This window comes from Deinococcus sp. HSC-46F16 (assembly GCF_024171495.1).
Lineage (GTDB): Bacteria > Deinococcota > Deinococci > Deinococcales > Deinococcaceae > Deinococcus.
In genome coordinates this window covers 493,051-516,226 of sequence record NZ_JALJZW010000001.1, presented here as the reverse complement: position 1 = coordinate 516,226, position 23,176 = coordinate 493,051, and the positions used below count along the sequence as shown (strand labels likewise).

26 protein-coding genes are annotated in these 23,176 nt (G+C 71.1%); 14 read left to right on the top strand and 12 right to left on the bottom strand.

Features of this window, described 5'->3' with window-relative positions; translation table 11 throughout:
• Positions 1-34: 34 nt before the first annotated feature.
• The 3 genes from L1280_RS02680 to L1280_RS02670 form a co-directional block, all read right to left on the bottom strand.
• Positions 35-2,131 (bottom strand): DHA2 family efflux MFS transporter permease subunit, encoded by a 2,097-nt coding sequence (locus L1280_RS02680; protein ID WP_253580487.1) that lies wholly within the window; start codon positions 2,129-2,131, stop codon positions 35-37.
• On the bottom strand, positions 2,128-2,619 hold the full coding sequence (locus L1280_RS02675) for a MarR family winged helix-turn-helix transcriptional regulator (RefSeq protein WP_253580486.1): 492 nt from the start codon (positions 2,617-2,619) through the stop codon (positions 2,128-2,130). The genes L1280_RS02680 and L1280_RS02675 overlap by 4 nt, the downstream gene beginning before the upstream one ends.
• A gap of 272 nt (positions 2,620-2,891) precedes the next feature.
• Positions 2,892-3,254 (bottom strand): hypothetical protein, encoded by a 363-nt coding sequence (locus L1280_RS02670; RefSeq protein ID WP_253580485.1) that lies wholly within the window; start codon positions 3,252-3,254, stop codon positions 2,892-2,894.
• Between the two features lie 57 nt (positions 3,255-3,311).
• On the opposite strand from L1280_RS02670, the gene L1280_RS02665 reads away from it, so the two are divergent.
• Together L1280_RS02665 and L1280_RS02660 are read left to right on the top strand one after the other, a co-directional pair.
• The gene (locus L1280_RS02665; protein WP_253580484.1) at positions 3,312-3,800 is read left to right on the top strand and encodes a cation:proton antiporter regulatory subunit; all 489 of its coding nucleotides are present in this window, start codon (positions 3,312-3,314) and stop codon (positions 3,798-3,800) included.
• Between the two features lie 39 nt (positions 3,801-3,839).
• Positions 3,840-5,072 (top strand): cation:proton antiporter, encoded by a 1,233-nt coding sequence (locus L1280_RS02660; protein WP_253580482.1) that lies wholly within the window; start codon positions 3,840-3,842, stop codon positions 5,070-5,072.
• Between the two features lie 60 nt (positions 5,073-5,132).
• On the opposite strand, the gene L1280_RS02655 is transcribed toward L1280_RS02660, so the two are convergent.
• From L1280_RS02655 to icd, 4 genes are all read right to left on the bottom strand, one after another.
• Positions 5,133-6,665 carry a radical SAM protein gene (locus tag L1280_RS02655; protein WP_253580480.1) on the bottom strand — a complete coding sequence of 511 codons (1,533 nt, stop codon included), beginning with the start codon at positions 6,663-6,665 and terminating at the stop codon, positions 5,133-5,135.
• A 193-nt stretch (positions 6,666-6,858) separates the two neighbouring features.
• Complete coding sequence (locus L1280_RS02650) at positions 6,859-7,419, bottom strand: GNAT family N-acetyltransferase (protein ID WP_253580479.1); 561 nt, start codon at positions 7,417-7,419, stop codon at positions 6,859-6,861.
• Positions 7,401-7,616, bottom strand: a complete 216-nt coding sequence (locus L1280_RS02645; RefSeq protein WP_253580477.1) for a hypothetical protein — start codon at positions 7,614-7,616, stop codon at positions 7,401-7,403. Before L1280_RS02645 ends, L1280_RS02650 begins: the two co-directional genes overlap by 19 nt.
• Before the next feature lie 72 nt (positions 7,617-7,688).
• Positions 7,689-8,945, bottom strand: coding sequence for an NADP-dependent isocitrate dehydrogenase (gene icd, locus L1280_RS02640; protein WP_253580476.1), 1,257 nt, complete (start codon positions 8,943-8,945; stop codon positions 7,689-7,691).
• Positions 8,946-9,219: 274 nt separating this feature from the next.
• Between icd and L1280_RS02635 the strand changes: the two genes are divergently transcribed.
• From L1280_RS02635 to L1280_RS02610, 6 genes are all read left to right on the top strand, one after another.
• Positions 9,220-9,465 (top strand): hypothetical protein, encoded by a 246-nt coding sequence (locus L1280_RS02635; RefSeq protein ID WP_253580475.1) that lies wholly within the window; start codon positions 9,220-9,222, stop codon positions 9,463-9,465.
• Between the two features lie 83 nt (positions 9,466-9,548).
• Positions 9,549-10,109, top strand: coding sequence for a DUF664 domain-containing protein (locus L1280_RS02630; RefSeq protein WP_253580473.1), 561 nt, complete (start codon positions 9,549-9,551; stop codon positions 10,107-10,109).
• Entirely contained in the window at positions 10,106-10,621 is a 516-nt protein-coding gene (locus tag L1280_RS02625) for a histidine phosphatase family protein (protein WP_253580471.1), read from the top strand. Before L1280_RS02630 ends, L1280_RS02625 begins: the two co-directional genes overlap by 4 nt.
• Positions 10,622-10,670: 49 nt before the next feature.
• The gene (locus tag L1280_RS02620) at positions 10,671-11,057 is read left to right on the top strand and encodes a PleD family two-component system response regulator (RefSeq protein ID WP_253580470.1); all 387 of its coding nucleotides are present in this window, start codon (positions 10,671-10,673) and stop codon (positions 11,055-11,057) included.
• A 28-nt stretch (positions 11,058-11,085) separates the two neighbouring features.
• A complete protein-coding gene (locus tag L1280_RS02615; protein ID WP_253581070.1) occupies positions 11,086-13,461 on the top strand; it encodes a transglycosylase domain-containing protein in 2,376 nt (791 codons plus the stop codon).
• An 85-nt stretch (positions 13,462-13,546) separates the two neighbouring features.
• Positions 13,547-13,945, top strand: a complete 399-nt coding sequence (locus tag L1280_RS02610) for a penicillin-binding protein (RefSeq protein ID WP_253580468.1) — start codon at positions 13,547-13,549, stop codon at positions 13,943-13,945.
• A 7-nt stretch (positions 13,946-13,952) separates the two neighbouring features.
• Here L1280_RS02610 and L1280_RS02605 read toward each other — a convergent pair whose 3' ends face one another.
• Positions 13,953-14,717, bottom strand: coding sequence for a WecB/TagA/CpsF family glycosyltransferase (locus L1280_RS02605; RefSeq protein WP_253580466.1), 765 nt, complete (start codon positions 14,715-14,717; stop codon positions 13,953-13,955).
• Positions 14,718-14,801: 84 nt separating this feature from the next.
• Between L1280_RS02605 and L1280_RS02600 the strand changes: the two genes are divergently transcribed.
• Together L1280_RS02600 and bshC are read left to right on the top strand one after the other, a co-directional pair.
• Positions 14,802-15,488 carry a Crp/Fnr family transcriptional regulator gene (locus L1280_RS02600; protein WP_253580465.1) on the top strand — a complete coding sequence of 229 codons (687 nt, stop codon included), beginning with the start codon at positions 14,802-14,804 and terminating at the stop codon, positions 15,486-15,488.
• A 29-nt stretch (positions 15,489-15,517) separates the two neighbouring features.
• Positions 15,518-17,074 (top strand): bacillithiol biosynthesis cysteine-adding enzyme BshC, encoded by a 1,557-nt coding sequence (gene bshC / locus L1280_RS02595; protein WP_253581069.1) that lies wholly within the window; start codon positions 15,518-15,520, stop codon positions 17,072-17,074.
• Positions 17,075-17,077: 3 nt separating this feature from the next.
• On the opposite strand, the gene L1280_RS02590 is transcribed toward bshC, so the two are convergent.
• Together L1280_RS02590 and L1280_RS02585 are read right to left on the bottom strand one after the other, a co-directional pair.
• The gene (locus L1280_RS02590; protein ID WP_253580464.1) at positions 17,078-17,791 is read right to left on the bottom strand and encodes a nucleotidyltransferase domain-containing protein; all 714 of its coding nucleotides are present in this window, start codon (positions 17,789-17,791) and stop codon (positions 17,078-17,080) included.
• Positions 17,792-17,816: 25 nt separating this feature from the next.
• Positions 17,817-18,335, bottom strand: coding sequence for a DUF402 domain-containing protein (locus L1280_RS02585; protein ID WP_253580463.1), 519 nt, complete (start codon positions 18,333-18,335; stop codon positions 17,817-17,819).
• 158 nt (positions 18,336-18,493) lie between these two features.
• On the opposite strand from L1280_RS02585, the gene L1280_RS02580 reads away from it, so the two are divergent.
• Positions 18,494-19,381 carry an NAD(P)-dependent oxidoreductase gene (locus L1280_RS02580; protein WP_253580462.1) on the top strand — a complete coding sequence of 296 codons (888 nt, stop codon included), beginning with the start codon at positions 18,494-18,496 and terminating at the stop codon, positions 19,379-19,381.
• Positions 19,378-20,247, top strand: coding sequence for a DegV family protein (locus L1280_RS02575; protein ID WP_253580461.1), 870 nt, complete (start codon positions 19,378-19,380; stop codon positions 20,245-20,247). The genes L1280_RS02580 and L1280_RS02575 overlap by 4 nt, the downstream gene beginning before the upstream one ends.
• 3 nt (positions 20,248-20,250) lie before the next feature.
• On the opposite strand, the gene L1280_RS02570 is transcribed toward L1280_RS02575, so the two are convergent.
• The gene (locus L1280_RS02570; protein ID WP_253580460.1) at positions 20,251-21,003 is read right to left on the bottom strand and encodes a serine/threonine-protein kinase; all 753 of its coding nucleotides are present in this window, start codon (positions 21,001-21,003) and stop codon (positions 20,251-20,253) included.
• Between the two features lie 62 nt (positions 21,004-21,065).
• On the opposite strand from L1280_RS02570, the gene L1280_RS02565 reads away from it, so the two are divergent.
• Complete coding sequence (locus L1280_RS02565; protein WP_253580459.1) at positions 21,066-21,866, top strand: patatin-like phospholipase family protein; 801 nt, start codon at positions 21,066-21,068, stop codon at positions 21,864-21,866.
• 57 nt (positions 21,867-21,923) lie between these two features.
• Entirely contained in the window at positions 21,924-22,718 is a 795-nt protein-coding gene (lepB, locus tag L1280_RS02560; RefSeq protein ID WP_253580458.1) for a signal peptidase I, read from the top strand.
• A 137-nt stretch (positions 22,719-22,855) separates the two neighbouring features.
• Here lepB and L1280_RS02555 read toward each other — a convergent pair whose 3' ends face one another.
• Positions 22,856-23,176: a DUF503 family protein gene (locus tag L1280_RS02555; protein ID WP_253580457.1), complete on the bottom strand. Its 321-nt coding sequence runs from the start codon at positions 23,174-23,176 to the stop codon at positions 22,856-22,858.

Sequence of the window (23,176 nt, the reverse complement as noted above, 5' to 3'; positions counted from 1 at the left end):
CACCGGCACGTCCGCCCCTCCCCTGTCGCCACACCTACAGCTCGGCAGGCACCGGGGCCAGCCGTTCTCCCGAGCGGCGGGTGGGCATGGTGAGGTTGGGCATCATCAGGGTGGCGAGGAAGGCCAGCAGCACGAGCCCGACGGAAACGCGGTAGATGCCCGCGATGGTCTCGGCGAAGGCGACCCGGCTGGCACGGGCGCTGGCAAGGGCAACCGCCTCGCCGTCGTTCACGCCGCGCAGGGCGGCAGCCAGGGCCTGACGTTCGGCCCCGCTGGCGGCGGTGGGGAGGGCCGCCCGCAGGCCCTGGCGCAGTCCGGCCAGAATCCCGGCGCGGCCCTGCGGCGTCGCGAGGGCGACCGCGGGAATCTCGGCCAGGCGCTCGCGCAACGCGGCGGGCAGGCGTCCGTCGGCGGCGAGGGCAGCGACGCGGGCGGGGTCACCGCCCTCCACGGCGGCACTCAGCGCGGCTTCCGTTTGCGCGAAGGTGGCCCGCACCCCGGCCGCGACGCCCCCGGCGGGCACGTCCGTGAGGCGGGCCTTGGCCTCGGTGGGCAGGCCAGGGGCGGCCTGAATCGCGGCGATGGCCGTCCGGTCCCCGGTTTCGATGGCGCGGGTCACGTTCTGGCGCAGGGCGGCGAAGTCCTCGCGGATCTGTTCGGGCGTGCGGGGGGTCGCCGAGCGGTCCTGGCCCGTCTGCCCGCCGCCGTCCCGCACCTGCCCCGCGATCTGGCGCAGGGTGGTTGCCACGGTGCCCTGCGCGGCGGCGGCCTGCGCGGAGAACTGCGCGGCGAGGTTGGTGCCCAGGCCCGCCGTGAGCAGCGCCCCGAACACGGCCGTGCCGATGGTGCTGCCCATCTGCTGGAAAAACTGCCCCGAACTCGTCGCCACGCCGATTTCCCAGGGCTTGACCGAGAGTTGCAGGGCGGTGGTGTACAGCGGCAGCGTCGGCCCCAGCCCCAAGCCCAGCAGCACCATTCGCAGCACCACGCCCGAGTACGGCGTGTCGGCGGTCAGGGTGCTGAGCGCGTAAAAACCCAGCGCCGCCACCGCCAGCCCGCCCAGCATCAGCGGCTTGTAGCGCCCGATGCGGCTGGCCACCTGTCCCGAGCCGATCGCGCCGATAATCAACCCCACGGTCAGGGGAATGGTCGCGGTTCCGGCGGCGGTCGCGCTGACCCCCTGCACCTGCACAAGATACAGACTCAGGAAGAGGATCGCCCCCAGGAAGGCCGCCCCGATCAGGAAGCGGGCCACCGCACCCCACGCAAAGGTGGGGTTCCCGAAGAGATGCAGCGGCAGAATCGGGTTGGGGTGCCGCGCCTGCGAGAAGAGAAAGGCGATCAGCGAGACGGCGCTCAGGGCAAAGAGGCCCAGCACCTGCGGGCTGCCCCAGGCATAGATGCCGTCGGCGCCCCAGGTCAGCGCGAGCAGCAGCGGCACGGAAAAGAGCAGGATGAGGAAAGCGCCCAGCCAGTCCACCCGCCCCGTCAGGCCGCTCGCGAGCCGGGGCATCCGCGAGGCGATAAAGGCGACGGCGACGAGTCCGATGGGCAGGTTCACGTAAAAGACCCAGCGCCAGGAGATCTGGTCGGTCAGGAAGCCGCCCAACAGCGGCCCGATCACACTGCTCAGGCCGAACACGGCCCCGAAGAGGCCCTGGTAGCGCGGGCGGTCGATGGGCTCGAACAGGTCCGCGACGATGGCAAAGGCGACCGAGCCCAGCGCCGCCGCCCCGATGCCCTGCAGGGCGCGGAAGACCACGAGCTGCTCCATCCCGCCGCCGAAGAGCGACCCGAGGAAAGGCTCTCCCGACAGGCCGCACAGCGCCGAGCCGATCAGAAAGACCACGATCCCGAACATCAGGATGGGCTTGCGGCCGTACAGGTCAGACAGTTTGCCGTAGATGGGCACCAGCGCCGTGTTGGTGAGCAAGTAGGCAGTGGTCACCCAGGTGTAGAGGTTCAGGCCGTTGAGGTCCGTCACGATGCGCGGCAGGGCCGTGGCGACGATGGTCTGGTCGAGGGCACTCAGGAAGAGGCCCAGCAGCACGCCGAAAAGAATCACGCGCTTGGTGCGCAGGTCGAGGGTCTGCGCGTAGTTGATGGGCGCGGGCGGGGTGGGGGTGGTCATGGGGTCTCCTGGGCGTGGGAGGGAGTGATGTCGTCGATCAGGGCCTGCACCGCGTCGGCGGCGGCGCGGAGCACGGGCGGACGCACGGGCTGAAAGGCGGCGGCGTAAGCCCCCACGAACTGCGCGTCCATCCGCGAGACCACCGCGAGGCCCGCCGCCGTGGGCGCGACGAGCTTCTCGCGGCGGTTGTCCGGGTTCTCGCGCCGCTCGGCCAGCCCCCGGCGCACCAGCCGCTCAACGAGGTGGCTGGTCGCGGGCAGGCTCAGCCGGGCGTGGGCCGCCAGCGCACTCACGGTCAGGGGCGCTCCGGCCCGCAGCCCGTGCAGGGCCGTCATCTGGGCGAAGGTGAGGTCGTGGTCCTGAAGGCCGCCCTGCATGCCGCGCAGCACCTGGGTGCCGATCAGCCGGTGCAGCTCTCGCATGGCCCGCGTCAGCCGGGCGATGTCATCGGGGGCGGGGGGGGCGTTGGCGTGGGTCGGGTCCATCATGCTTCCAAGCTTGGAAAGGTTGAGGACTTAAGATGGTACGAAGACTTGCACTTCACGCCCAAAGGGCGGCGCCCCCACTGAAGAGGCGCCCCCGGACTGGGGTTGAGCAGTGGGCCGGGAGTCTCTGCCCGGGCGGGAGGAGCTTCTCCCGCTCCTGGCGGTGAACTTGGTTCTGTTGCGGCAGAGGAGGTCGGCGACGCTGTCCCGCAGCGCCAGCAGCACGACCCCACCGGCCCATGCAACCCTTCAGGAACAGGTTTTTGAAGCGCAGGTTAGGACCGCGGCTCGGGCGGGCTCTCCCCCCCCTCCTCCTCGAATTCCAGCTCAATGCGGGCGCGGCAGTGGGGGCAGGTCACCACGCTGGCGCCGGGTTCGCCGCCGGGGCCTTCCAGGGTGGGCGAGGCGGCGAGCAGTTCCTCGGTCACGTCGAATTCCTCGCCGCAGGCGGGGCAGACGGTCAGGATGCCCAGCAGTTCGAGTTCGAAGTCCTCGCCGCCGCCGTTGCGGGTGACCTCCATCTCGGCGTGGCAGGAGTCGCACACGATCACGTCGCCGGGGTGCAGCTCGGCGCGGTCCTCGTCGGTGAGTTCCAGCACCTCCGCGCACACCGGGCAGTCGATTTCCAGGGTCGCCATCCCCCCAGTGTACGGGCGTCGCAGTCGGGCCGGGGGCGGGCGCCCTATCCTGAACGCATGATTCGACTCGATGAAACGCCCCTTCCCGGCGTGGGCGTGCGGCACGATTTTGACGGGCGCTACGGCAAGCGCGTGGGCGTGATCACCCACCGCGACGGACGGCGCGAGATTTTCGTCTCCCGCCGCGACGACCCCGACGCCTGCGCCCAGAGCATCGTGCTGAGCGAGGAGGAGGCCGAGGCGGTCGCCGACCTGCTGGGCGGCTCGACGATCACCCGGCACGTCTCCCGGCTCACGCAGGACATCGAGGGGCTGGCGATGGACTGGGTGCCGGTTTCGGGCCTCAGCCCCTACGCCGGGCACGCGCTGGGCGACACCATGATGCGCACCCGCACGGGCGCGAGCATCGTGGCGGTGATGCGCGACGGGCAGGCGATTCCGGCCCCCGGTCCCGAGCTGCCGCTGCGGGCGGGCGACACCGTGGTCGTCGTGGGGACGCCGAACGGGGTGGTGCGGGCCGCGCGGCTGCTGGGCGGAGGCGAGTGACCGCCCCGGCCCCCCCGCTCCCGCCCGCGAGGTGGCCCCATGTCGCTCGCTGAACTGTTTCTGGAACTCGGCGCGGTCATCCTCGCGCTGGCTTTCGTGGGCCGGGCGGCCGGGCGGCTGGGCATCACGCCGATTCCGCTGTACCTGATCGCGGGCATCGGGCTGGGGGCCTTCGTGCACCTGGGCGACGCGCCGGAGGAGTTCATCCACATCGGGGCGGAGATCGGGGCGGTGCTGCTGCTGTTCACGCTGGGGCTGGAGTACACCAGCGCGGAACTGCGCGACAACCTCGCGGCCAACCGCCGGGTAGGGCTGCTCGACCTCGCGCTGAACTTCACGCCGGGGCTGCTCGCCGGGCTGGTGCTGGGGTTCTCGCCCCTCGCCGCCGCCCTGCTGGGGGGCGTGACCTACCTGAGTTCCAGCGGGATCGCCTCCAAGGTGCTCTCGGACCTCGGGCGGCTGGGCAACCGCGAAACGCCCGTGATTCTGGCCGTGTGCGTGCTGGAGGACGTGGCGATGGCCGTCTACCTCCCGGTGATGGCCGCTCTGCTGATCGGGGGCACGCTCGCGGCGGTGGGGGTCAACCTGGCGGTGGCGCTGGCGGCCTTTGCGCTGGCCTTTTTCCTGGCGCTGCGGTACGGGCACGTCCTGAGCCGGGTGGTGAACGTGCAGAGCAACGAGGCGCTGCTGCTCAGCGTATTCGGGCTGGTGCTGGTGGTCGCGGGGCTGGCCGACATGCTGAAGGTGTCGGCCGCGATCGGGGCCTTCCTGGTCGGCATCGCCCTCTCCGGCGAGGTGGCCGACCGCACCCGGCACCTCGTGGAGCCGCTGCGGGACCTGTTTGCGGCGGTCTTCTTCGTGTTCTTCGGGCTGAAGCTGGATCTGGGCAGCGTGCCGGAGGTGCTGCTTCCAGCGGCGGTGCTCGCGGTGATCACCAGCCTCACCAAGTTCTACACGGGCTGGTACGGCGCGGCCCGCGTGGGCGTGCAGACGCGCGGGCGGGTGCGGGCCGGGGCCACCCTGATTCCGCGCGGCGAGTTCAGCATCCTGATCGCGGGACTGGGGCTGGCGCTGGCGCCCAAACTGGGGCCGCTTGCGGCAGTGTACGTGCTGATGACGGCCTTCGTGGGACCTGTCCTGGCCCGTTTCGACGCGCAGATCGCGCCGCTGTTCGACCGAAGGATGCGGCTGGCGGGGGTCCCGGCAGCAGTGACCCCGGCAGAAGCCGCCCGGCCTCCACTGGTCGAGACGCGGGAGCCGCGACCCGACTGACCCTGAATGAAGAGGCGGCCCCCAGGGACACTCCTCAGGGGCCGCCTTCCATTGACCGCCTTAGACGGCCAGCCCCTCGGCGTGGGCACTGACCTCGCGGGCCTCGTACTGGCCGGGCGGGAGGTGAATGGCGGGCGTGTTGACTTCGAACCCGTCGCGCCAGCCCACCTCGTCGAGGGCCTTTTTCCAGGCGCCGATGCTCTCGTTGCGGTAGATCTGGTAGGCGGCCATGCCGACCTCGGGGCCGCCCCGCGCGATCACGGACTCGACCCAGGCCCACTTTGCAGACACGTTGCGCAGTTCGGCGGTGGTGCGCAGTTCCTTCTGAATGCGCTTGAGGCGCTTCTCGATGGTCTGCACCCCGGCGAAGGGGTCCGCGAAGTGCGGCGTGTGGCGCTTGGGCACGAAGGGGCTGATGCCCAGCGCGACCCGGTTGACCTTGGCCAGTTCTTTGGTGAACTCGATCAGCTCGGTGATGTCGTCGTCGTTCTCGGGGCCGAGGCCGATCATCATGTAGACCTTGATGCCCGAAAAGCCCAGGTCGCGGCTGATGTGGGCGGTCTTGAGCAGGTCTTCCGTCGTGATGCCCTTTTTCAGCCAGCGGCGCAGGCGTTCGGAGGGGGCGTCGCTCGCCACCGTGAAGGTTCGCAATCCGCCCGCCTTGAGGATGGCGGCGAGTTCCTCGTCCACGGTGTCGGCGCGGATGGAGGACACGCCCAGCTTGATGCCCCGGTCGGTGAGCACCCGGCCCACGTACTTGGTGTGCGGGAAGTCCGAGAGGGCCGCGCCCACCAGCCCAACCTTCTCCACCCAGTCGGGAATCGTATCCAGCAGTTCCTGCGCCTGGTTGTTGCGGTTGGGGCCGTACATCGTCCGCGCGAGGCAGAAGGTGCAGGGCCGGGGGCAGCCGCGCTGCGCTTCCACCAGGAACATGTTGGACAGTTCCGAGTGGGGCGTCACGATCTGCGAGTAGGCGGGCAGCAGTTCCTTGGGCGCGGTGGCCCAGGTCGGCTCGTGGACGTGCCGCGCCGGGAGGAAGATGCCGGGCATCCCGTCGATCAGGTCGTAGAACTCCTCGCGGGTCTGCGACTCGCGTAGGGCCTCGGAGACCACCGGCACGATCTGCTCGCCGTCGCCGATCACGATCACGTCGGCAAAGGGCGTGAGGGGATAGGGGTTCGAGGACGTGAAGGGGCCGCCAATCATCACGATGGGGTCGGTGTCGCTGCGCTCGGCCCGCAGCGGGTGCATCCCGGCCACGTCCAGCGTGCGGATGATGTTGGTGAGGTCCAGCTCGAACGACACGCTCAGGGCGAACAGTTCGCAGTCGCCCGCGTCGCGGCCCGACTCGACGGTGGGGAGGGCCTGCCCGGTGCGCTCGAAGGCCTCCACGTCGTCGGGAAGGAAAGCCCGCTCGCAGGCGACCCCTTCTTCCTGGTTGAACATGCGGTAGATGACCTGGTACCCGAGCGAGGCCATCCCCACCGAGTAGCGATTGGGAAACGCCAGCGTGACGCGGATGGGGGCCTGCTTGTGCAGGGTGCCGGTTTCCGCGTCCAGCAGCGGTTTGATCTGGGTGCGCCAGTAACTCAAGAAGCCTCCGGGGTGTCCGGGCGCCGGGGAGCGGTCAGACTCGGGGGGCGGCGCACGTCACGGCCCGGTATTCTAGCGGGTTTTGTTTTCTCAACTGAAGCGCCCGTCACGCGGCGGACCGACTACAGCCTCAGGCCCATCAGCAGGGCACCCCCCCGGCGACCGCCTCAACTCGTGGAAGCCGACGCGCCGGTCAAAGGCCTGGGCGCGGAGGTTGCGCCCGCCCACCCCCAGGTGAACGCCCGGCGACCCCGCCTCCCGCAGCGACGAGAAGAGGTGGTCGAGCAGGCGTCGCCCCCGGCCCCTCACCCTGCGCACGCGGCAGCAGATCGATATGCAGGTGGGAGGGGTACCGGGCGAGCAGGTCCGCAGCAGGCGTGGCCGGATGGTGGATCAGGTACGCGAGGCGCTGGTCGGGGGTGCACTCCTCCGGCGGCACGTTCGCCGGGTCGAGGTACCGTGCCCGGAGCGCAGGCCACCACTCGCGCTCCAGCCGCGCGCCAAAGGCGGCGGTACCGAGCACGCCGAGGACGTACCCGCATACGCCCTCCCCATCCTCCAGCACGAGGGCGTGTTCGGGCACGAACGCCAGGTAGGGTCCGGCGTAGACGTGGCCGACGAGCAGCGGGTCACGGTAGAGGTGGGTGCCGTCTTCCCCGCTGTCAGCAGTTTGCAGACAGATGCGGTACAGGACGGCCCTATCGGCGGGGGTAGCGGGCCGCAACTCCATACGGGTCAGCGCACTGGCCGCCACGCGCTCGCCACGAAGTAGGCCAGGCCGCCGAAGAACCCGGCCGCCGCCACGAAGCCCAGCAGCCGCCACAGCACCTGGGCGGTGCCCACGACGACCGAGCCCAGCCCGACGAGCAGTTGCCCGGCCAGCCACACCAGCGCGAGCGCGAGCAGGGCCAGCAGCAGCACCCCGGCGGCGGCGAGGAAAACGCGGGTCATGGAGCGAGGGTAGCAAAGAGGGCGGGGGCCGGGCCGCCCTCCCGCGCCCGGCCCCGCTGCCCGCTGTCCGGCTTAGCCCCGGATGTGCTCGATGATGTGATCGGCGAACTGGCTGGTCTTGACCTCGGTCGCGCCCTCCATGCCACGGGCGAAGTCGTAGGTCACGGTCTTCTGGCGGATGGTGGCGTCCAGGCCCTTCAGGATCAGGTCGGCGGCCTCGGTCCAGCCCATGTAGCGCAGCATCATCTCGCCGGAGAGGATGACCGAGCTGGGGTTGATGACGTCCTTGCCCGCGTATTTGGGCGCGGTGCCGTGGGTGGCCTCGAAGATCGCGTGGCCGGTCACGTAGTTGATGTTGGCGCCGGGCGCGATGCCGATGCCACCCACCTGCGCGGCGAGCGCGTCGGAGAGGTAATCGCCGTTGAGGTTCAGGGTGGCGATCACGTCGTACTCGGTGGGGCGCAGCAGGATCTGCTGCAGGAAGTTGTCGGCGATCACGTCCTTGATCACGATGCCGTTCGGGAGCTGCAGCCAGGGACCGCCGTCGAGTTCCACGCCGCCGAACTCGCGCTTGGCGAGCTCATAGCCCCAGTCGCGGAAAGCCCCCTCCGTGAACTTCATGATGTTTCCCTTGTGGACCAGCGACACGCTCTTGCGGCCGTTGTCGACCGCGTACTGGATGGCGGCGCGGACGAGGCGCTCGGTGCCTTCCTTGGAGACGGGCTTCACGCCAAACGCGGAAGTCTCGGGGAAGCGGATCTTGTTCACGCCCATCTCGCCCATCAGGAACTCGCGCACGCGCTCGGCCTCGGGGGTCCCGGCCTTGTACTCGATTCCGGCGTAGATGTCTTCGGTGTTCTCGCGGAAGATCACCATGTCCACGTCACCTGGCCGCTTGACGGGGCTGGGGACACCCTCGAAGTACTGGACGGGGCGCACGCAGGCGTACAGGTCAAGTTCCTGGCGCAGCGCCACGTTGATCGAGCGGATGCCGCCGCCCACGGGCGTGGTCAGCGGCCCCTTGATGCCGAAGAGGTACTCGTTGAAGGCGTCCACGGTCGCCTGCGGAAGCCACTCGCCCTCGCCGTAAACCTGGGTGCTCTTCTCGCCCGCGTAGACCTCCATCCACTCGATCTGGCGCTGACCGCCGTAGGCCTGCTCCACGGCGGCGTCGAGCACGCGCACGCTGGCCCGCCAGATGTCGGGGCCGGTGCCGTCGCCCTCCACGAAGGGGATGATGGGCCGGTCGGGCACCACGAGCTTGCCGCCCTCCATGCGAATCTTCTCGCCCTGGGTGGGCACCTGGATATGGGGGTCTTGAATCGTCATGACGGCCCAACTGTAGCGCTCCCCTGCCCCGAGGAACAGGCAGTGGCGGAGTGCGCGGGAGCGTCGGCGGCTTTCTGACGCCTCTAAGTTTCCCGCGCTGGGAGGGCCTGGGGCGGTCATTCCGCCTGCTGCACGGGGCCGCGAGAGTCCCCCATCGGGAGACAACCTCGCCGTTCCATGAGCGAGCGGCAAACTCGAGCTTCACCCGGCGCGGGAGCCGGGGCGGGATGCTGGCCCTACCCAACCGGGAATCCATCCACAGGAGGTTTCACGCATGAGTGACGACAAGAGCACGCTGGGGAACCTGGCCGACGCGGCCAAGGCCAAGATCAACGAGGGGGCCGACCGCGCCCGCGCCGCCGGGCACGAGGTCGCCAGCCACTTCGGGGGCACCGCCGACAACCTGGAGGACAAGGCGCAGGCCGCCAAGGACCGCGCCAAGGCCGAAGGCCACAACGCTGAAGCGCACGCCGAGTACGCCGAGGGCAAGCGCGAGGCCACCGACGGCGACGGCCGCTGAGTTCCCCCACCAGCCTCGGCTCCCCACCTTGGGGGGCCGAGGTTCTTTGTGGTCGGGATCAATCCTCAGATTACACTTCAGACATGACCGCTGCTCCCGACTGGCAACGCTGGTACCGTATCGAACCCCAGGAGCGGTATGCCCCGCAGATCGGGGTGCTGGTCGAGATGCTGAACTACGCCCGGATGACCACCCTGGCCGACGTGCGGGGCCTGAACACCGAGCAGCTCTGGGCCACGCCGCCCGGCTTCGGCAACTCCATCGGGGCGCTGCTGACGCATATGGCGGCAGTGGAGCGGACCTACCACCTCTTTTCGCTGGAGGGGCGCGACCTCGACCCGGAGAGGGACGCGGCGCTGCTGGGCGGCCTGAGCATGGGCCGCGAGGGCACGCCTCCGCCCACCGGGCAGAGCCTGGAGACGCTGCTGGGCGAGTTGCGGGAGAGCCGAGCGGTCACGCTGGCGGCCCTCGCCGAGCGGGACGACGCGTGGCTGGCCTCGCGGCTCACGGTGCCGGGCTTCGACTTTCCCAACCAGCACTGGGCGTGGTTTCACGTCATGGAGGACGAGGTCAACCACCGGGGCCAGATTCGCCTGATTCGCAAACTCGTCGCGCCCGCGCCGCAGCCGGACGCGTCGGCTTGACGGGCGAACTCCTGCTGATCCGGCACGCGAAGGCGACCGGACAGGCTCCCGACGCGGCCCTCACCCCGGCCGGGGAGGCCGGGGCGCGGCGGCTGGCGGTCACCCTCGCGAACGCCGGAATCACCTGCATTGTCAGCAGTCCGTGGCGGCGGGCGGTGGACACGGCGCGGCCGCTGGCGGCTCGGCTGGGGCTGGCGGTCGAGACCGACGGGCGGCTCACCGAGCGGGTGCTGAGCGGCGCGGACCTGCCCGGCTGGATGACCCACCTGGAGGCGAGCTTCGCGGACCCGGACCTCGCGCTGCCGGGTGGGGAGTCGGGGCGGGTGGCCCACGCCCGCATCCTCGCGGCGCTGGAGGATGCCCGCGATCCCGGCGGCGTCACGGCGGTCTTCACGCACGGCAACCTGCTGGCCCTCGCGCTGGGGCTGGACCACGCGGGGTGGGCGGGGCTGCGCAATCCGGACGTGTGGCGGCTGGATGGGGAGGGACGGGCGGTCCGGGTGAGCACCTAAGCTCAAGTGTGGCGCCCAGCCTGCGCGGAGGGCAGGGCCAGCCCCTATCATGGCGGGCATGGCGTACACCATCCTCGTCGCGGACGACGAACCGGCGATCCGGACCATGCTGGAGGTCATTCTGTCGGCGGACGGGCACGAGATCGTGGCGGTGCCGGACGGCCGGGCGGCGCTGGACTACCTGCGCGACCACACGCCCGACGCGCTGCTGCTGGACGTGACCATGCCCCAGATGGACGGCTTCGAGGTCTGCTCGCGGGTCAAGCAGGTGCGGAGATTGAAGGGTGCCCCCGTGCTGCTGCTGACGGCACTGGACGACGACCGGACCCGCGACCAGGCGCGGCTGGTGGGGGCCGACGACCTGGTGTACAAGCCCCTGAGCGGCAAGAATCTGCGCAGCCGCGTGAAGCAACTGATCGAGGCGCGGCGGGCGTGAGCCGCCCCTGCCCGCTCCCCAAGGAGGACTGCCCTTGTTCCTGAGGTTCCTGAAACTCACCTCGTCGCTGCTGCTGGCGGGCGGGGTGGCCGCCGCCGGGGTGGCCGCCACCTACGTCACCAAGTGGACGACCGAACTGCCCGACTACCGCGAACTCGACAACCTCAGCCTGGGGGCCGAGACGCGCGTCTTTGCACGCGACGGCGCCCCGCTGGGCACCCTGATTCCCAAAATCGGGGAGCAGGCGATCAGCCGCACGCTGGTCCGGCTCGACGAGGTCAGCCCCTTCATGACGGCCGCACTGATCTCCAACGAGGACCGCCGATTCTTCGAGCACTACGGCCTCGACCCCTTCGGCATCGCGCGGCAGTTTCAGCGGCTGGCGCAGGGCGAGGACCTGCAGGGCGGCTCGACCCTGACCAACCAGCTCATCAAGAACACGCTGCTGTACGACGAGTACAAGGCTGCCCGTACGCCCGACCGCAAGATCAAGGAGTGGCTGCTGAGCGTGCAGGTCGAGCGGGCCTTTACCAAAGAGGAGATTCTGCGCAATTACCTCAACGCGATCTACTGGGGCGACGGCGGCCCGGTCGAGCTGTACGGCATCTACTCGGCGGCGCAGGCCTATTTCGGCAAGACGCCCAAGGAGCTCAGCCTCGCCCAGAGCGCGTACCTCACCATCCTGGTGCCCAGCCCCAACCGCTACTTCAGCTACGACACGGTGCGCCCGCTGATGCGGGTGCTGCTTGACCGCATGGTGGAGGACGGCTGGGTGACCCGGGCGCAGGCGGACGCGGCGTGGAAGGAAGACCTTCAGCCGCGCGGGTGGCAGATTCGCTACGACGCGAACGGGGACGTGAAGAGTGCCCAGCTCGTCGACCGCACCGCCAAGGAACTCAAGGCGGTGACGAGCACGCGGGCGCCGCACTTCGTGCAGCAGGTCGAGCAGGACCTGCTGGCCCGCTTCGGGCGCGAGAAGGTGTACGGGTCCGGCGGGCTGCGGGTCTACACCACCCTGGACCCCAAGGTGCAAAACGCCGTGGAGACGGCCAGCCGCGAGGCGACCGGGCTGCCGCCGGGGGCCACGCTGGGCGCGGTGGTCGTCGAGCCGTACAGCGGCGAGGTGCTGGGCATGGTGGGCCAGAAGCTGCGCGGCAATGCGCCGCCCGAGGACTGGAACAACGCCGCGCAGGGACAGCGGCAGATCGGCTCGACCATCAAGCCGCTGCTGTACACGACGGCCCTCTCGACCGGACTGCGGCAGGACCACCGCGAGGAGGACAAGCCCGTCTCCTTCCCCTGCGACACCTGCAAGGGGGGCGTGTACGAACCGCAGAACTTCGCCGGGGCCGTGAGCTACCGCAACATGACGATCCGCGAGGCGCTCGACCGCTCGCTGAACCTCGTGACCGTGCGGCTGGCCGACCGCATCGGCCTGCAGACCTTCTTCGGCAAGCTCAATGAGCTGGGGTTGCAAACCAACGACGGCACCGGGCTGGCGGCGGCGCTGGGGGCCATCGAGACTACGCCGGTCAAGATGGCGGCGGCCTACGCGCCCTTCGTCAACGGCGGCCTGTACCGCCCGCCCCGGTATGTCACGCGGGTGACGACGGCGCGGGGCGAGGTGCTGTACGACGTGGCGAACGAGGTCACCAAGCCCAAGCGGGTCTGGACCCCGCAGGTCGCCTTCCTGGGGCTGGACATGATCCGGGGGGTGGTCAACGACCTGACCCCCGCGCAGGGCGGGCTGGCGCAGGGAGCCAAGTTCGGCGAGTGGCCAGTCGCGGGCAAGACGGGCACGAGTAACTTCGTGAAGGACCTGTGGTTCGTGGGGACCACGCCCCTGTACACCGGGGCCGTGTGGGTCGGCAAACAGCAGGGCGGGGCCAACCCCGACTACTACTACTCGGGCGTGGTGGGCATTCCGATCTGGAAGCGGATGATGGAGATCTCGCACGCGGGCCGCACGCCGACCGCCTTCGTGCAGCCGCCGGGCATTCAGTACGTGGACGCCCCCGACCCCGGCTACCTGCCGAATGTGAAGCTGGCCGTCCTCGATCCGAGTTTCAAGAACGCGGCCACCACCGCCATCGAGGAGGACGCGCCGCCCCCGGTCGTCTACCGCGAGATCGGCTGGACGCCGAGCACCCCCGACCCGCGCACCACGGTCATCAACGTGGACCGCACGACGGGCCGCATGGCAACCGAGTTCACCCCGCCCGAGCGGGTGGTGCCGCGCCGGGTCGCCATCACCGACCTGCCCGGCTACGCGCCGGACCCCTCCCCCGCTCCGCTGAGTGACGAGAAGCCCGACCCACAGGCGGTCAAGGCGATCCGCACGCCCGACACGGCGCCGGTGGTGCCGGGGTCGGGCGAGAGCAAGCCTGCTTCCAACACGAACTGACCTTTCGGCCCGTGGCCCCCGGTTTCCCCTGCGGACTGGGGGCCTCACGCGGCTGTCATGCGCGGCGGGGCGGCGGGCGGGCATCATGCCGGGGATGAAGCGAGCGCCCTTGCTGACCCTGCTGCTGGCCCTGGGCACCCCCGCCGACGCGCGGGTGCGGCTGGGCGAGCCGCTGCCCGCCCACCCCTGGACGGCCGCCGAACGCGAGATCGTGGTGATCTACTCGCACGACTGCGGCGACCTCGGGGCGCTGTGGGGGGCGGTGCTGGCCGCCGGGCTGCCGGTGCGGGCGGTGAACGCGGAGGAGATTGCCGCCCCCGCCCCGGCCGGAGTCAACGTGTGGCGCGGGGCGGAGGCGACGGCGTTTGCGCGTCGGCTGCGGGTGGGCGCCTACCCCACCGTGCTGCTGGTGCGCGGGGGCCGGGTGTTGAACGCCTGGGAGGGAACCTTCACGGGGAACCTGGGTCTCAAGGGGTCGGGCTGAGCGTCCCCTAGCGCTGACGCCGCTCGGCGAGCACGAGCCGCACGAACTGTGCCAGCCGGGGCACCCGGTGCCAGCGGCGGCGGTCCAGGCCCACCCGCCAGATGAACTCGACCCCCAGTTTGCGCGTCCACGCGGGGGCGAGGTCGGCGGTTCCGGCCAGCACGTCGATGACGCCGCCGCAGCCGATCAAGACCGGGGCACCCAGCACCTGCCGCCAGTACTGGTTGAAGATTTCCTGACGGCCCGCGCCCATCGCCGTGAGGACAAGGTGCGCTCCCGACGCCCCCACCAGATCGGCCACCCGCCCGTCCTCGGAGGAGTCGAAGTAGCCGTGGTGGACGCCCGCGACCTGTACGCCAAAATCACGGGCCGCGTTCTGGGCCGCCTGCTCGGCCACGCCGGGCTTGGCCCCCAGGAAAAAGACGCGCAACTCGGGGCCGTGCCGCTCCATCAGCCCGCGCACGAGGTCGTAGCCGGGGGCGCGGGGCACCTCCTGCCCACGCACTTGCCGGGCGGCCCACACGATGCCGACCCCGTCGGCGGTCACGAGGTCGGCGGCCTGCATCGCCGCCACGAACTCGGGCTGGGTGCGCGACTGCACGATGAACTCGGGGTTCAGGGTGACCACGGTGTGCGGGGCGCGGGGGGCGCGGAACATCCACTCGCCCAGCAGGTCGAGGGCCTGCTCCAGCGTCACCACGTCGAGCGGCAGGTCGAACAGCGTGAGGCGGGTCCCGCCGGGAAGGGGCGAGGGAGGCAGGGAGGCGGTCATGCGTGGGAGGGAGTGTAACACGGGAGGAGGCGGACGCCGGAGGTGAGGGCCGCGCCCCAGGGCGGATGTGGCACACTGTCGGGCATGATGTCGGGGCCGTTCGGAGCGCTGCCGCAGGAGACGCAGGCACAGGTGGTGGCGGCGGCCAGACCCGGCCGCTGGGCACGGGGGGGCCTCCTTTTTCATCCCGAGGACGCGGCCGAGACGCTGTTCGTGCTCACGCGGGGCAGCGTGCGGCTCTACCGCCTGGGGGCCGGAGCGCGGGAGGTCACGCTGGACGTGCATGGGCCGGGCGACCTGCTGGGGACCGGGGCACTGCTGGACGGCGCCAGCTACGGCATGTACGCCGAGGCGATGGACGACACCGAGGCCCTGCTGCTGGGCCGCGAGACGCTGAACCGCCTGACGGCCGCGCACCCGGCGGTGGGGGTGGCCCTCACCGAGCAGGTGACCCGGCAGACCCGCAGCGTGCAGGAACGGCTCGCCGGGCTGGTCTTCATGGAGGTTTCGCAGCGCCTCGCGCAGGCCCTGCTGACCCTGGCCGAGCGCGAAGGCCCCTGGCCGGAGGGCGGCCCGCTGGCCCTGCGCGAGCGCGTCTCGCATCAGGACCTCGCCCATGTGGTGGGCAGCACCCGCGAGACGATCACCAAGCTGCTGGGGGACTTCCGGGCGCGGGGGCTGCTGGACCTGGGCTACCGCCGGATCATCCTGACCGACCGCGCGGGCTTGCAGGCGGCGGCCCGCGAGCCGCTGCGCGAGCGCCCTTCCTGAGCGCCACTGTAGAATCCAAAGCAGTGAACGTGACCAAGACCATCGCAGCGGCGTACCGGGCGGGCGAGTTGCCCGCTTTCTTCCGCCTGGGGCTGGGCGATCTGGACCGGGCGGCCTCGGAACTCCGGCCGGAGGTGGACCGGGCGGCGCTGGCGGCGGCGCTGCGCGAGTATCACCGCGATCTGGGGACACTGGATGCCCAGGCCGAGGAGTGGTTGGAACGGCTGGCGCACCCCGCCTCACGCGTGGTCGTGACCGGGCAGCAGGCGGGGCTGCTGACGGGTCCGGCCTACAGCGTCCACAAGGGCGCCGACGCCGCGCTGCTGGCCCGGCGCCTGCACCGTGAGGACGCCCCGGTGGTCGCCGTGTACTGGGTCGCCAGCCAGGACCACGACGCGGCGGAGGTTGCCTCCACGACGCTGCTCGACCACGCGGAGGAGTTGCACCGGCTGACCCTCGACATGCCGGAGGGCGTGCCCGTGGGGCGGGTGCGCTGGCGGGAAGAGTGGACGGCAGAGGTGGAGGGGCTCCTTGACCGCTTTGACACCGCTCCGGAATACCGCGAGGCGGTGCGGGCACGGGTCGCGCGGGCGGTGACGGGCGGCGGCTCGTGGGCGGATGTGTTTGCCCGGCTGATTCACAGCCTCCTCGCCCCGGCGGGCGTGCTGGTGCTCGACCCGCTGCATCCGGCGCTGGCGCGGCGGATGGCCCCGACCCTGGCCCACGAACTGGAGCGGCCCCTTGACGGACCCGCCCGCATCGAGGCCGCCGCCGAGCAGTTGATCGCGGCGGGCTTCGAGCCGCAGCTTCGCCGTCCGGCGGGGGCGACCAACCTCTTTCTGGAGGAGGAAGACGGCGGGCGGCGTCTGCTGAGGTTTGACGGACGACGCTTCAGCACGGAGACGCAGGAATACAGCCGGGAGGCCCTGCTCGACCTCCTCGCCGCCGACCCCTCGCGGCTGACCCCGGCGGCGGGGCTGCGCCCGGTCGTGCAAGACGCGCTGCTGCCCACCCTCGCCTTCGTGGTGGGGCCGGGCGAGATCGCGTATGGAGCGCAACTCGGCGGGGTGTACGAGCTGCACGGCCTGAAGCAGCCCCTGCTGTGGCCCCGGCTGAGCGTGACATGGCTGGAGCCGAATGTGGCGCGGCTGCTCACGCGGCTGGGCGCGACGGCCGCCGAGGTGCAGGCCGACCCGGAGGGCGTGCTGGGGCGGGCGCTGGCGCGGGAGCGGGGGGCAGCAGCGGCCTCGGCAGAGCGGCTCGCGAAGCTGGACGCCGAGTTGCGAGCACTGGCGGATGAACTGGGCGCCCTCGACCCCACGCTGGTCGGCGCGGCCGAGCGGACCCGCACGCGCACGACCGCGCGGATGGGGCACCTCCAGCGTCTCGCCGTGAGCGCCCTCGCCCGGCAGGAGGACGACCGGACACGGCAGCTCACCCGGCTCAGGCGCCATCTGCTGCCGGGCGGCGTGCCCCAGGAACGTGAGATGAACTTCCTGACCTACCTGCTCAAGCATGGGGAAGAACCGTTGCGGCGGCTGCTCGCGTTGGAGCCGGGCACGCGGACCGAACTGCCCATTTCCTGAAGGTCAGGGCACGCGCTGGGGGTCGGTGGCGCTCTCGGCATAGGCCAGCCCACCCGGCAGCACGGCCAGGGCCAGGGCCTCCAAGGCAGCCTGCCGCTCGGTGGATGTGGAGGCCGTCAGGACGCGGCGCAGGAGGGCGGCCTCGGGCGCCGCGTGCCGTTCAAGGTCGCGCAGCCAGGCACGAGGCTTGACCTCCCACCAGCCCCGCGCCGCGTAGAGGGCACCCATCAGCCGTCCAGCCGCATTCAGGGCGATCAGGGCGTGCAGGTCGTCTCCCATCAGGCTGCGGGCCTCCACCACCTCGTCCACCCACATGTGCCGCTCGGCAGGTGTGGGCGGTCGGGGGGTCGGGCCTGCCGCATGGATGGCCCGCGCTTCCTCCACCAGCGCGGTGAGGTCGGGGTGGGGCAAGGCGGCGCGGCCCTGCGCGAACATGGCGACGGTCGCGTGGTCGGGCGCGGCGAACATCGCGCGGACCTTACGGACCGGGTTGTGGAAGACCTCCACGGGCACGCCGTCCACCACAAAGCTGCCCCGCCAGCGGTGGTCGCCTTCCACCAGCGCGTGGACGTCGAGGTCGCTGTGCTCGTCGGCCTCTCCCCGCGCGGCGCTCCCGCACCATAGGGCGGCGTAGACGCCGGGCGTGGCCGCGATGCGGGCGAGGGCGGCGGGCAGGGCGGCTTCCAGACGGGCCTGGGCAGCGGGGTCGGCAGGCATGGGGCAGGCTACCGCCCCACTGCCCCTACGCGGGAACGGAGTCGGGCAGCCACTCCAGCGCCACCCCCCGCGTGCCCAGCCAGGCGTGCAGGTCGTAGCGGGCGCGGGCGAGACCGGACAGCACCCCGTGCGCGGCGGTCACGGCGCTCAGGCACGTTTCGGCGCTGATGTACCCGGCGCGGTGGGCGGCCAGCAGCTCGTCGGTGTCCACGATCTCGGCGGCGATCCCGTCATGGACGAGCAGGTCGAGGTAGTGGTCGTGCACACTCCAGACCTCGCCCTCGCGGGTCACGGTGGCGATGTCGAGGTAGTAGTCGTGCTCGCGGAGACCGTGGAAGTCGTAGCGGCACACGACCAGCCCCAGGTCGGGGAGAAGGTGCGCCTGCCAGTGCCGGATGCGCGGGTGGGCGACAAACTCCCGCGCCACAAAGAGGCCGTGGGCGTGCTCACGGTAGACGCCGACTGGCCGCACCCCGGTGTTGGTGTGGTGCTCGCGGGTCCGCAGGTCGTGGCGCTCGATTTTGACCGGCTCGGCGGCTTGCATGGACCACCGTACCCGGTTTGGGCGGTCAAACGCCATGAGGGGGCACTCAAGAACGGCTTCATGAAGGCGGGCGTGTCCAGGCAACCTGAGCTGCACCCACTTTCTGGACCCGGTTCAGGAATCCTGGCCTCCCGGTGCCGACCCCGTAGCCTGAAACGATGAGCCGAACAACCGCATTTCTGGGTCTGGGCGCGATGGGAGCGCCGATGGCCGCCCACCTCGCGCGGCAGGCCCGCGACACCGGGGGACGCGCCCTGGTGTGGAACCGCACGGGCGCGAAAGCCGACGCGCACGCCCGCGAGCACGGCAGCGAGGCGGCGCACCTCTCCGGTGCGGCGCGGGCCGACGTGATCTTTTCGTGCCTGCCCACCAGCCGTGAGGTGGACGAGGTGCTGGCCGAGCTGGAAGCCGACCTGCGCCCTGGCACCGTCTGGGTGGACTGCACGAGCGGGCACCCGGAGGCGGCGCGGCGGCAATCGGCGTGGCTGGCCGAGCGGGCCGTCGCTTTCCTCGACGCGCCCGTCAGCGGCGGCACTGCCGGGGCACAGGCGGGCACCCTCACTGTGATGGTGGGCGGGGAGGCGGACGTGCTGGACCGGGTCCGGCCCGACCTCGCCTTCGCGGGCAAGGTGGTCCATGTGGGCGGCACCGGGGCGGGCTTCGCGGTGAAAGCCGTGAACAACGCGCTGCTGGCGGTCAACCTGTGGGCGGCGGGCGAGGGACTGGCGGCGCTGGCGCGGGCCGGGGTGGACGTGGAAGGAGCGCTGGAGGTCATCAACGCGAGCAGTGGCCGCTCCAACGCCTCCGAGAACCTGATCGGTCAGCGGGTGCTGACGCGCGAGTTTCCGGTGACTTTCGGGCTGGGGCTGCTCGCCAAGGACGCGGGCATCGCCGCCGACGTGGTGCGGGCGGCGGGGGCGAGTGCGCCCGTGCTGATGCAGACCGAAGCCCTGTTCCGCGCCGCCGCGACGGTGGTGGGCGCCGGGGAGGACCACACCGCCGCTCTGAGACTGATCGAGCAGATGAACGACCAGGAGATCCGATGACCCAGACTCCCAAGTTTGCCGTGGTGACCGATGGCGGCCTCGACGCCTTCGCGGACCTGAGGAATGCCGTCCCTGTCGCCCCCTTTAGCCTGAATTTCGGGGACCAGAGCTACCGCATGGGCGAGATCACGCGGGAGTGGCTGTTCCGGGAGCTTCAGACCAACCCCACGCACCCGACCTCCAGCCAGCCCACGCCGCAGGACTGGGCCTCAGGCTACCGGGCGGCGGGGGCGGGCGGTCTCCCGGTGCTGGCCCTCACCATCAGCGCGGGGCTGTCGGGCAGCCGCAACGCCGCCGAGCAGGCGCTCGCACTGGTGCCGGACGTGCCCGTCACCATTCACGACACCCGGACCCTCAGCGCGGCGCAGGCCTTTCAGGTGCACGCCGCCGCGACGGCCGCCGAGCGGGGCGAGTCGCTGGAGACGGCCCTGGACTGGGTGCGGCACACGCACGAGGAAACCGAGCTGTACTTCACCATCGAGACGCTGGAGTACCTGCGCCGGGGCGGGCGCATCGGTCGCGTGCAGGCCACGCTGGGAGGGCTGCTGAACCTCAAGCCCGTCATCACGGTGGACAAGGAGGCCGCAATCTACACCAACGTGGGCCGGGCGCGGTCGTACAAGGGGGCTATTGAGGCTGTCGCCGCGCAGGTCACCGCCCGTCACGGCGAGGGCACCCCGCTGCGGCTCGGCCTGCTGTACGGCTCGGTGCGCGAGGACGCCGACGCGCTGCTGGCGGCCATCTCGCAGCGGCACCCGGTCGTGTGGTCGGGCTTTGCGGGAGTCAACCCGGTGCTGAATGTGCATACCGGGCCGCGGGCGCTGGGGGTGGCGGCGGCGCCGGGCGGGTGGGTCTGGGAGAGGTAAGGGCTAGTACGGCAGCCCCGCCAGCCGCAGCAGCCACTCCCGCGCCTCGGCCGCGTCGCCCAAGCGGCGGGAGCGGTCGGGGTCGGTGAGGGCGGCGAGCAGGGGGTCGAGGGGGTCGGCGGCGGGGGGCGGGGGCACGCCCTGGGGACCCAAGGCCCCGTGCAGCCCCCAGCCCAGCAGGATGCCCACCCCGTAGAGGTCGCTTTCCGGCCCCAGAGGTTCGCCCCGGCGCGACTCCGGACTCTGAAAGGCGGCGGTGCCCATGCGGGTGGGAGCGGCGAAGGTCTCCCCCGCCGGACCCGAGAGGTCGAAATCCACCAGGGTCGCGCTGCCGCCCGGCTCCGCGATGATGTTCTCCGGCTTCACGTCGCGGTGGACCACGCCGCGCCCGTGCAGATGCCCCAGGGCGCCCAGCAGGTGGGCCAGCGTGAGCAGGTAGGCGCGGCGATCACAGGTGAGCGCGGGGCGGTGGGCGTAGCGGGTAAACAGCACCTGCCCACGGGCATAGGTCAGGAGCAGGCCGGGGCGGCCCTCGACAGTCACGGGGGCCAGCACCCGCACCAGCCGGGGGTGGTCGAGGCCTGCTCCGCACGCCAGCTCGCGCTCCGCGTGAGAAGCGAAGTGCGGCTCGAAAATCTTGACCGCGCGGGGTTGACCCTCGGCATCCACGGCGAAATACACCACGCTGTGCGAACCGCGCCCCAGGGGCCGCACGAGGCGCACCCCCTCTCCCACGACCTGTCCCGCCAGCGGCATCCTGGCCCCACGGTACCGCACCCGCACCCACGGCCGGGAGGGCTGCCCCCTACACTCCCCCCATGCCGGGGTATGGACTGGTCTTGGGGGGCGGGGGCGCACGTGGGCTGGCGCATGTCGGCGTGTGGCGCGTGCTGGAGGAAGCCAGGCTGCCGCCGCAGGTGCTGGCGGGGACCTCGATGGGAGGGCTGGTCGCGGCCTTTATCGCGGCGGGGACAAGTGCGGACGAGTTGCAGCGCATCTCGGAAACGGTGTCGTGGCGGCGGCTGCTCGACTGGCGGCTGGGGAGGGGGCTGCTGCGGGCCTCCGCGTTCGAGGCGTGGCTGGCCGAATACCTCCCGCCCACCTTCGAGGCGCTGGAGCGCCCGCTGGCCGTCACCGCGACGGACGTGCTGACTGGGCGCATGGTGTACCTGCGGGGCGGCGACCTGTACGCGGCGCTGCGGGCGACCACGGCCTATCCGGGAGCCATCGACCCCGTGCCGTACGGCGACATGCTGCTGGCCGACGGTGGGATTCTGAACCAGGTGCCGGTGGACGCGGCGTTTTTTCTGGGCGTGCAGCGGGTCGTGGCCGTGGACGTGACGGTACCCGAGCCGCTGGAACTGCCTGGGCGTCGGCGGCGCTGGCGCTCGGAGGCCCATCTGGGGACGGTGCGCTCGCTGCGGCGGGCGGTGGACATCATGCAGGCGCAGCTCACCGACGCCCGCCTGAGCCTCTACCGCCCCGACGTGCTGCTGCGGCCGGACCTCGGGGACATCGACCTGCCGTCCTTTCGCCGGGGGGCCGAGGCCATAGAAGCGGGCGAGGCGGCGGCGCGGGCCGAACTCTCGCGGGTGCGGGCGCTGGTGGGGGACGGGTGACGGGGGCGGGAAGCTGACCGCACCCTGCTATCCTGCGCGGCGGATTAAAGGAGCCGCATGACAAGACTGAAAGGGGCCGGGAGCGGTCTGCTGGGCAAACTGTGGAAGGAAGTGCTGGAACCCATCGTCTTCGCGGTGGTGATCACCCAGTTTCTGGCGACGCTGGTGGGCGTGGACGGCGTGAGCATGATGCCCAACCTGCGCGACCGCGAGCGGGTCTTCGTGCCGAAGTACGAGACGTGGCTGCACAAGGCGGGCGTGGGCAACTTCAGCCGGGGCGACATCCTGATCTTCAAGCCCCCGCGCGAGGCCGCCGAGCGTGCCCCCAACCTCACCCGCCCCGGCCCCTTCGGGCTGTGGACCTACCGGCCCTTCCTGATCAAGCGGCTGATCGGCCTGCCCGGTGACCGAATCCGCATCGAAGATGGCGAGGTCTTCGTCAACGGCACGCGGCTCGACCAGAGCTGGACCACCGACTACTGGCGCGAGCAGGGCTGCTGGGACACCGGGAGCCCGCTGGCGAATGGCGCGACCTCCAGCATCGGCGGCATCGTGCCCGACCAGGCAGAGATCACGGTGCCTGACGGCCACTATTTCGTGATGGGCGACAACCGCACGGCGGGCGGCAGCGAGGACTCGCGCCTGTTCGGGCCAGTGCCCCTGCGCGACATCGCCGGGCGGGCGGCGGCGGTCGTGTGGCCGGTCATTCGCAAGCAGAACGCCCGCTACGACTGCGCGGCGGGGCAGGTCGCCGACTTCAGCGGCGAGAGCGTGCTGAACTGGCGCGTGCTGGAGCGCCCCGAGGCCTTCGACGCGCTGAAGTCGGCGCTGGGGGATCAGGCGAAGCGCTGAGGCGACGTGGCGGAAACGCCGGGCACCCAGAGGGGGAAGCCCGGCGTTCTGGTTGTTGGGTGGGAGAAAAGACCCCTCTCCCTGGGGAGAAGGGTGCGGCGAAGCAGCGGGGTGAGGAGCCTCTTCCAGCCTCCGCCTTACTCCTCTTCCCCGTTCTCACCGCCCAGCACGGTGATCTCGGTCTCTTCCCAGGCGACCCGGTACTCGCCCTCGCGGGCGATGAAGTCAGCGGCCATTCGCAGGGTTTCTTCGACCCAGCCGTAATCGTTGCTGAGGGTGGCGACCCCGATCACCTCCCAGTCGTGGGCGTCGAGACCGTCGAGGCGGGCCACCGTCAGGGGGTAGCGGGCCTTGAGGCGCTCGACGACCGGGCGCACCAGGGCTCGTTTTTCCTTGAGGTTGCCGACCCAGGGCATCTCCACCCGGACGGTGAGGACGCCGACGTAGCCGAGGGCCAC

Excerpts from the sequence above, each read along its gene's own strand:
- icd (WP_253580476.1), bottom strand. The coding sequence starts at position 8,945 with ATGACGATTCAAGACCCCCATATCCAGGTGCCCACCCAGGGCGAGAAG.
- L1280_RS02680 (WP_253580487.1), bottom strand. The coding sequence starts at position 2,131 with ATGACCACCCCCACCCCGCCCGCGCCCATCAACTACGCGCAGACCCTC.
- L1280_RS02665 (WP_253580484.1), top strand. The coding sequence starts at position 3,312 with ATGATTCGACTCGATGAAACGCCCCTTCCCGGCGTGGGCGTGCGGCAC.
- L1280_RS02635 (WP_253580475.1), top strand. The coding sequence starts at position 9,220 with ATGAGTGACGACAAGAGCACGCTGGGGAACCTGGCCGACGCGGCCAAG.
- L1280_RS02620 (WP_253580470.1), top strand. The coding sequence starts at position 10,671 with ATGGCGGGCATGGCGTACACCATCCTCGTCGCGGACGACGAACCGGCG.
- L1280_RS02605 (WP_253580466.1), bottom strand. The coding sequence starts at position 14,717 with ATGACCGCCTCCCTGCCTCCCTCGCCCCTTCCCGGCGGGACCCGCCTC.
- lepB (WP_253580458.1), top strand. The coding sequence starts at position 21,924 with ATGACAAGACTGAAAGGGGCCGGGAGCGGTCTGCTGGGCAAACTGTGG.
- L1280_RS02590 (WP_253580464.1), bottom strand. The coding sequence starts at position 17,791 with ATGCCTGCCGACCCCGCTGCCCAGGCCCGTCTGGAAGCCGCCCTGCCC.
- L1280_RS02610 (WP_253580468.1), top strand. The coding sequence starts at position 13,547 with ATGCCGGGGATGAAGCGAGCGCCCTTGCTGACCCTGCTGCTGGCCCTG.
- L1280_RS02600 (WP_253580465.1), top strand. The coding sequence starts at position 14,802 with ATGATGTCGGGGCCGTTCGGAGCGCTGCCGCAGGAGACGCAGGCACAG.
- L1280_RS02660 (WP_253580482.1), top strand. The coding sequence starts at position 3,840 with ATGTCGCTCGCTGAACTGTTTCTGGAACTCGGCGCGGTCATCCTCGCG.
- L1280_RS02675 (WP_253580486.1), bottom strand. The coding sequence starts at position 2,619 with ATGATGGACCCGACCCACGCCAACGCCCCCCCCGCCCCCGATGACATC.
- L1280_RS02565 (WP_253580459.1), top strand. The coding sequence starts at position 21,066 with ATGCCGGGGTATGGACTGGTCTTGGGGGGCGGGGGCGCACGTGGGCTG.
- L1280_RS02580 (WP_253580462.1), top strand. The coding sequence starts at position 18,494 with ATGAGCCGAACAACCGCATTTCTGGGTCTGGGCGCGATGGGAGCGCCG.
- L1280_RS02585 (WP_253580463.1), bottom strand. The coding sequence starts at position 18,335 with ATGCAAGCCGCCGAGCCGGTCAAAATCGAGCGCCACGACCTGCGGACC.
- L1280_RS02570 (WP_253580460.1), bottom strand. The coding sequence starts at position 21,003 with ATGCCGCTGGCGGGACAGGTCGTGGGAGAGGGGGTGCGCCTCGTGCGG.
- L1280_RS02630 (WP_253580473.1), top strand. The coding sequence starts at position 9,549 with ATGACCGCTGCTCCCGACTGGCAACGCTGGTACCGTATCGAACCCCAG.
- L1280_RS02575 (WP_253580461.1), top strand. The coding sequence starts at position 19,378 with ATGACCCAGACTCCCAAGTTTGCCGTGGTGACCGATGGCGGCCTCGAC.
- L1280_RS02645 (WP_253580477.1), bottom strand. The coding sequence starts at position 7,616 with ATGACCCGCGTTTTCCTCGCCGCCGCCGGGGTGCTGCTGCTGGCCCTG.
- L1280_RS02670 (WP_253580485.1), bottom strand. The coding sequence starts at position 3,254 with ATGGCGACCCTGGAAATCGACTGCCCGGTGTGCGCGGAGGTGCTGGAA.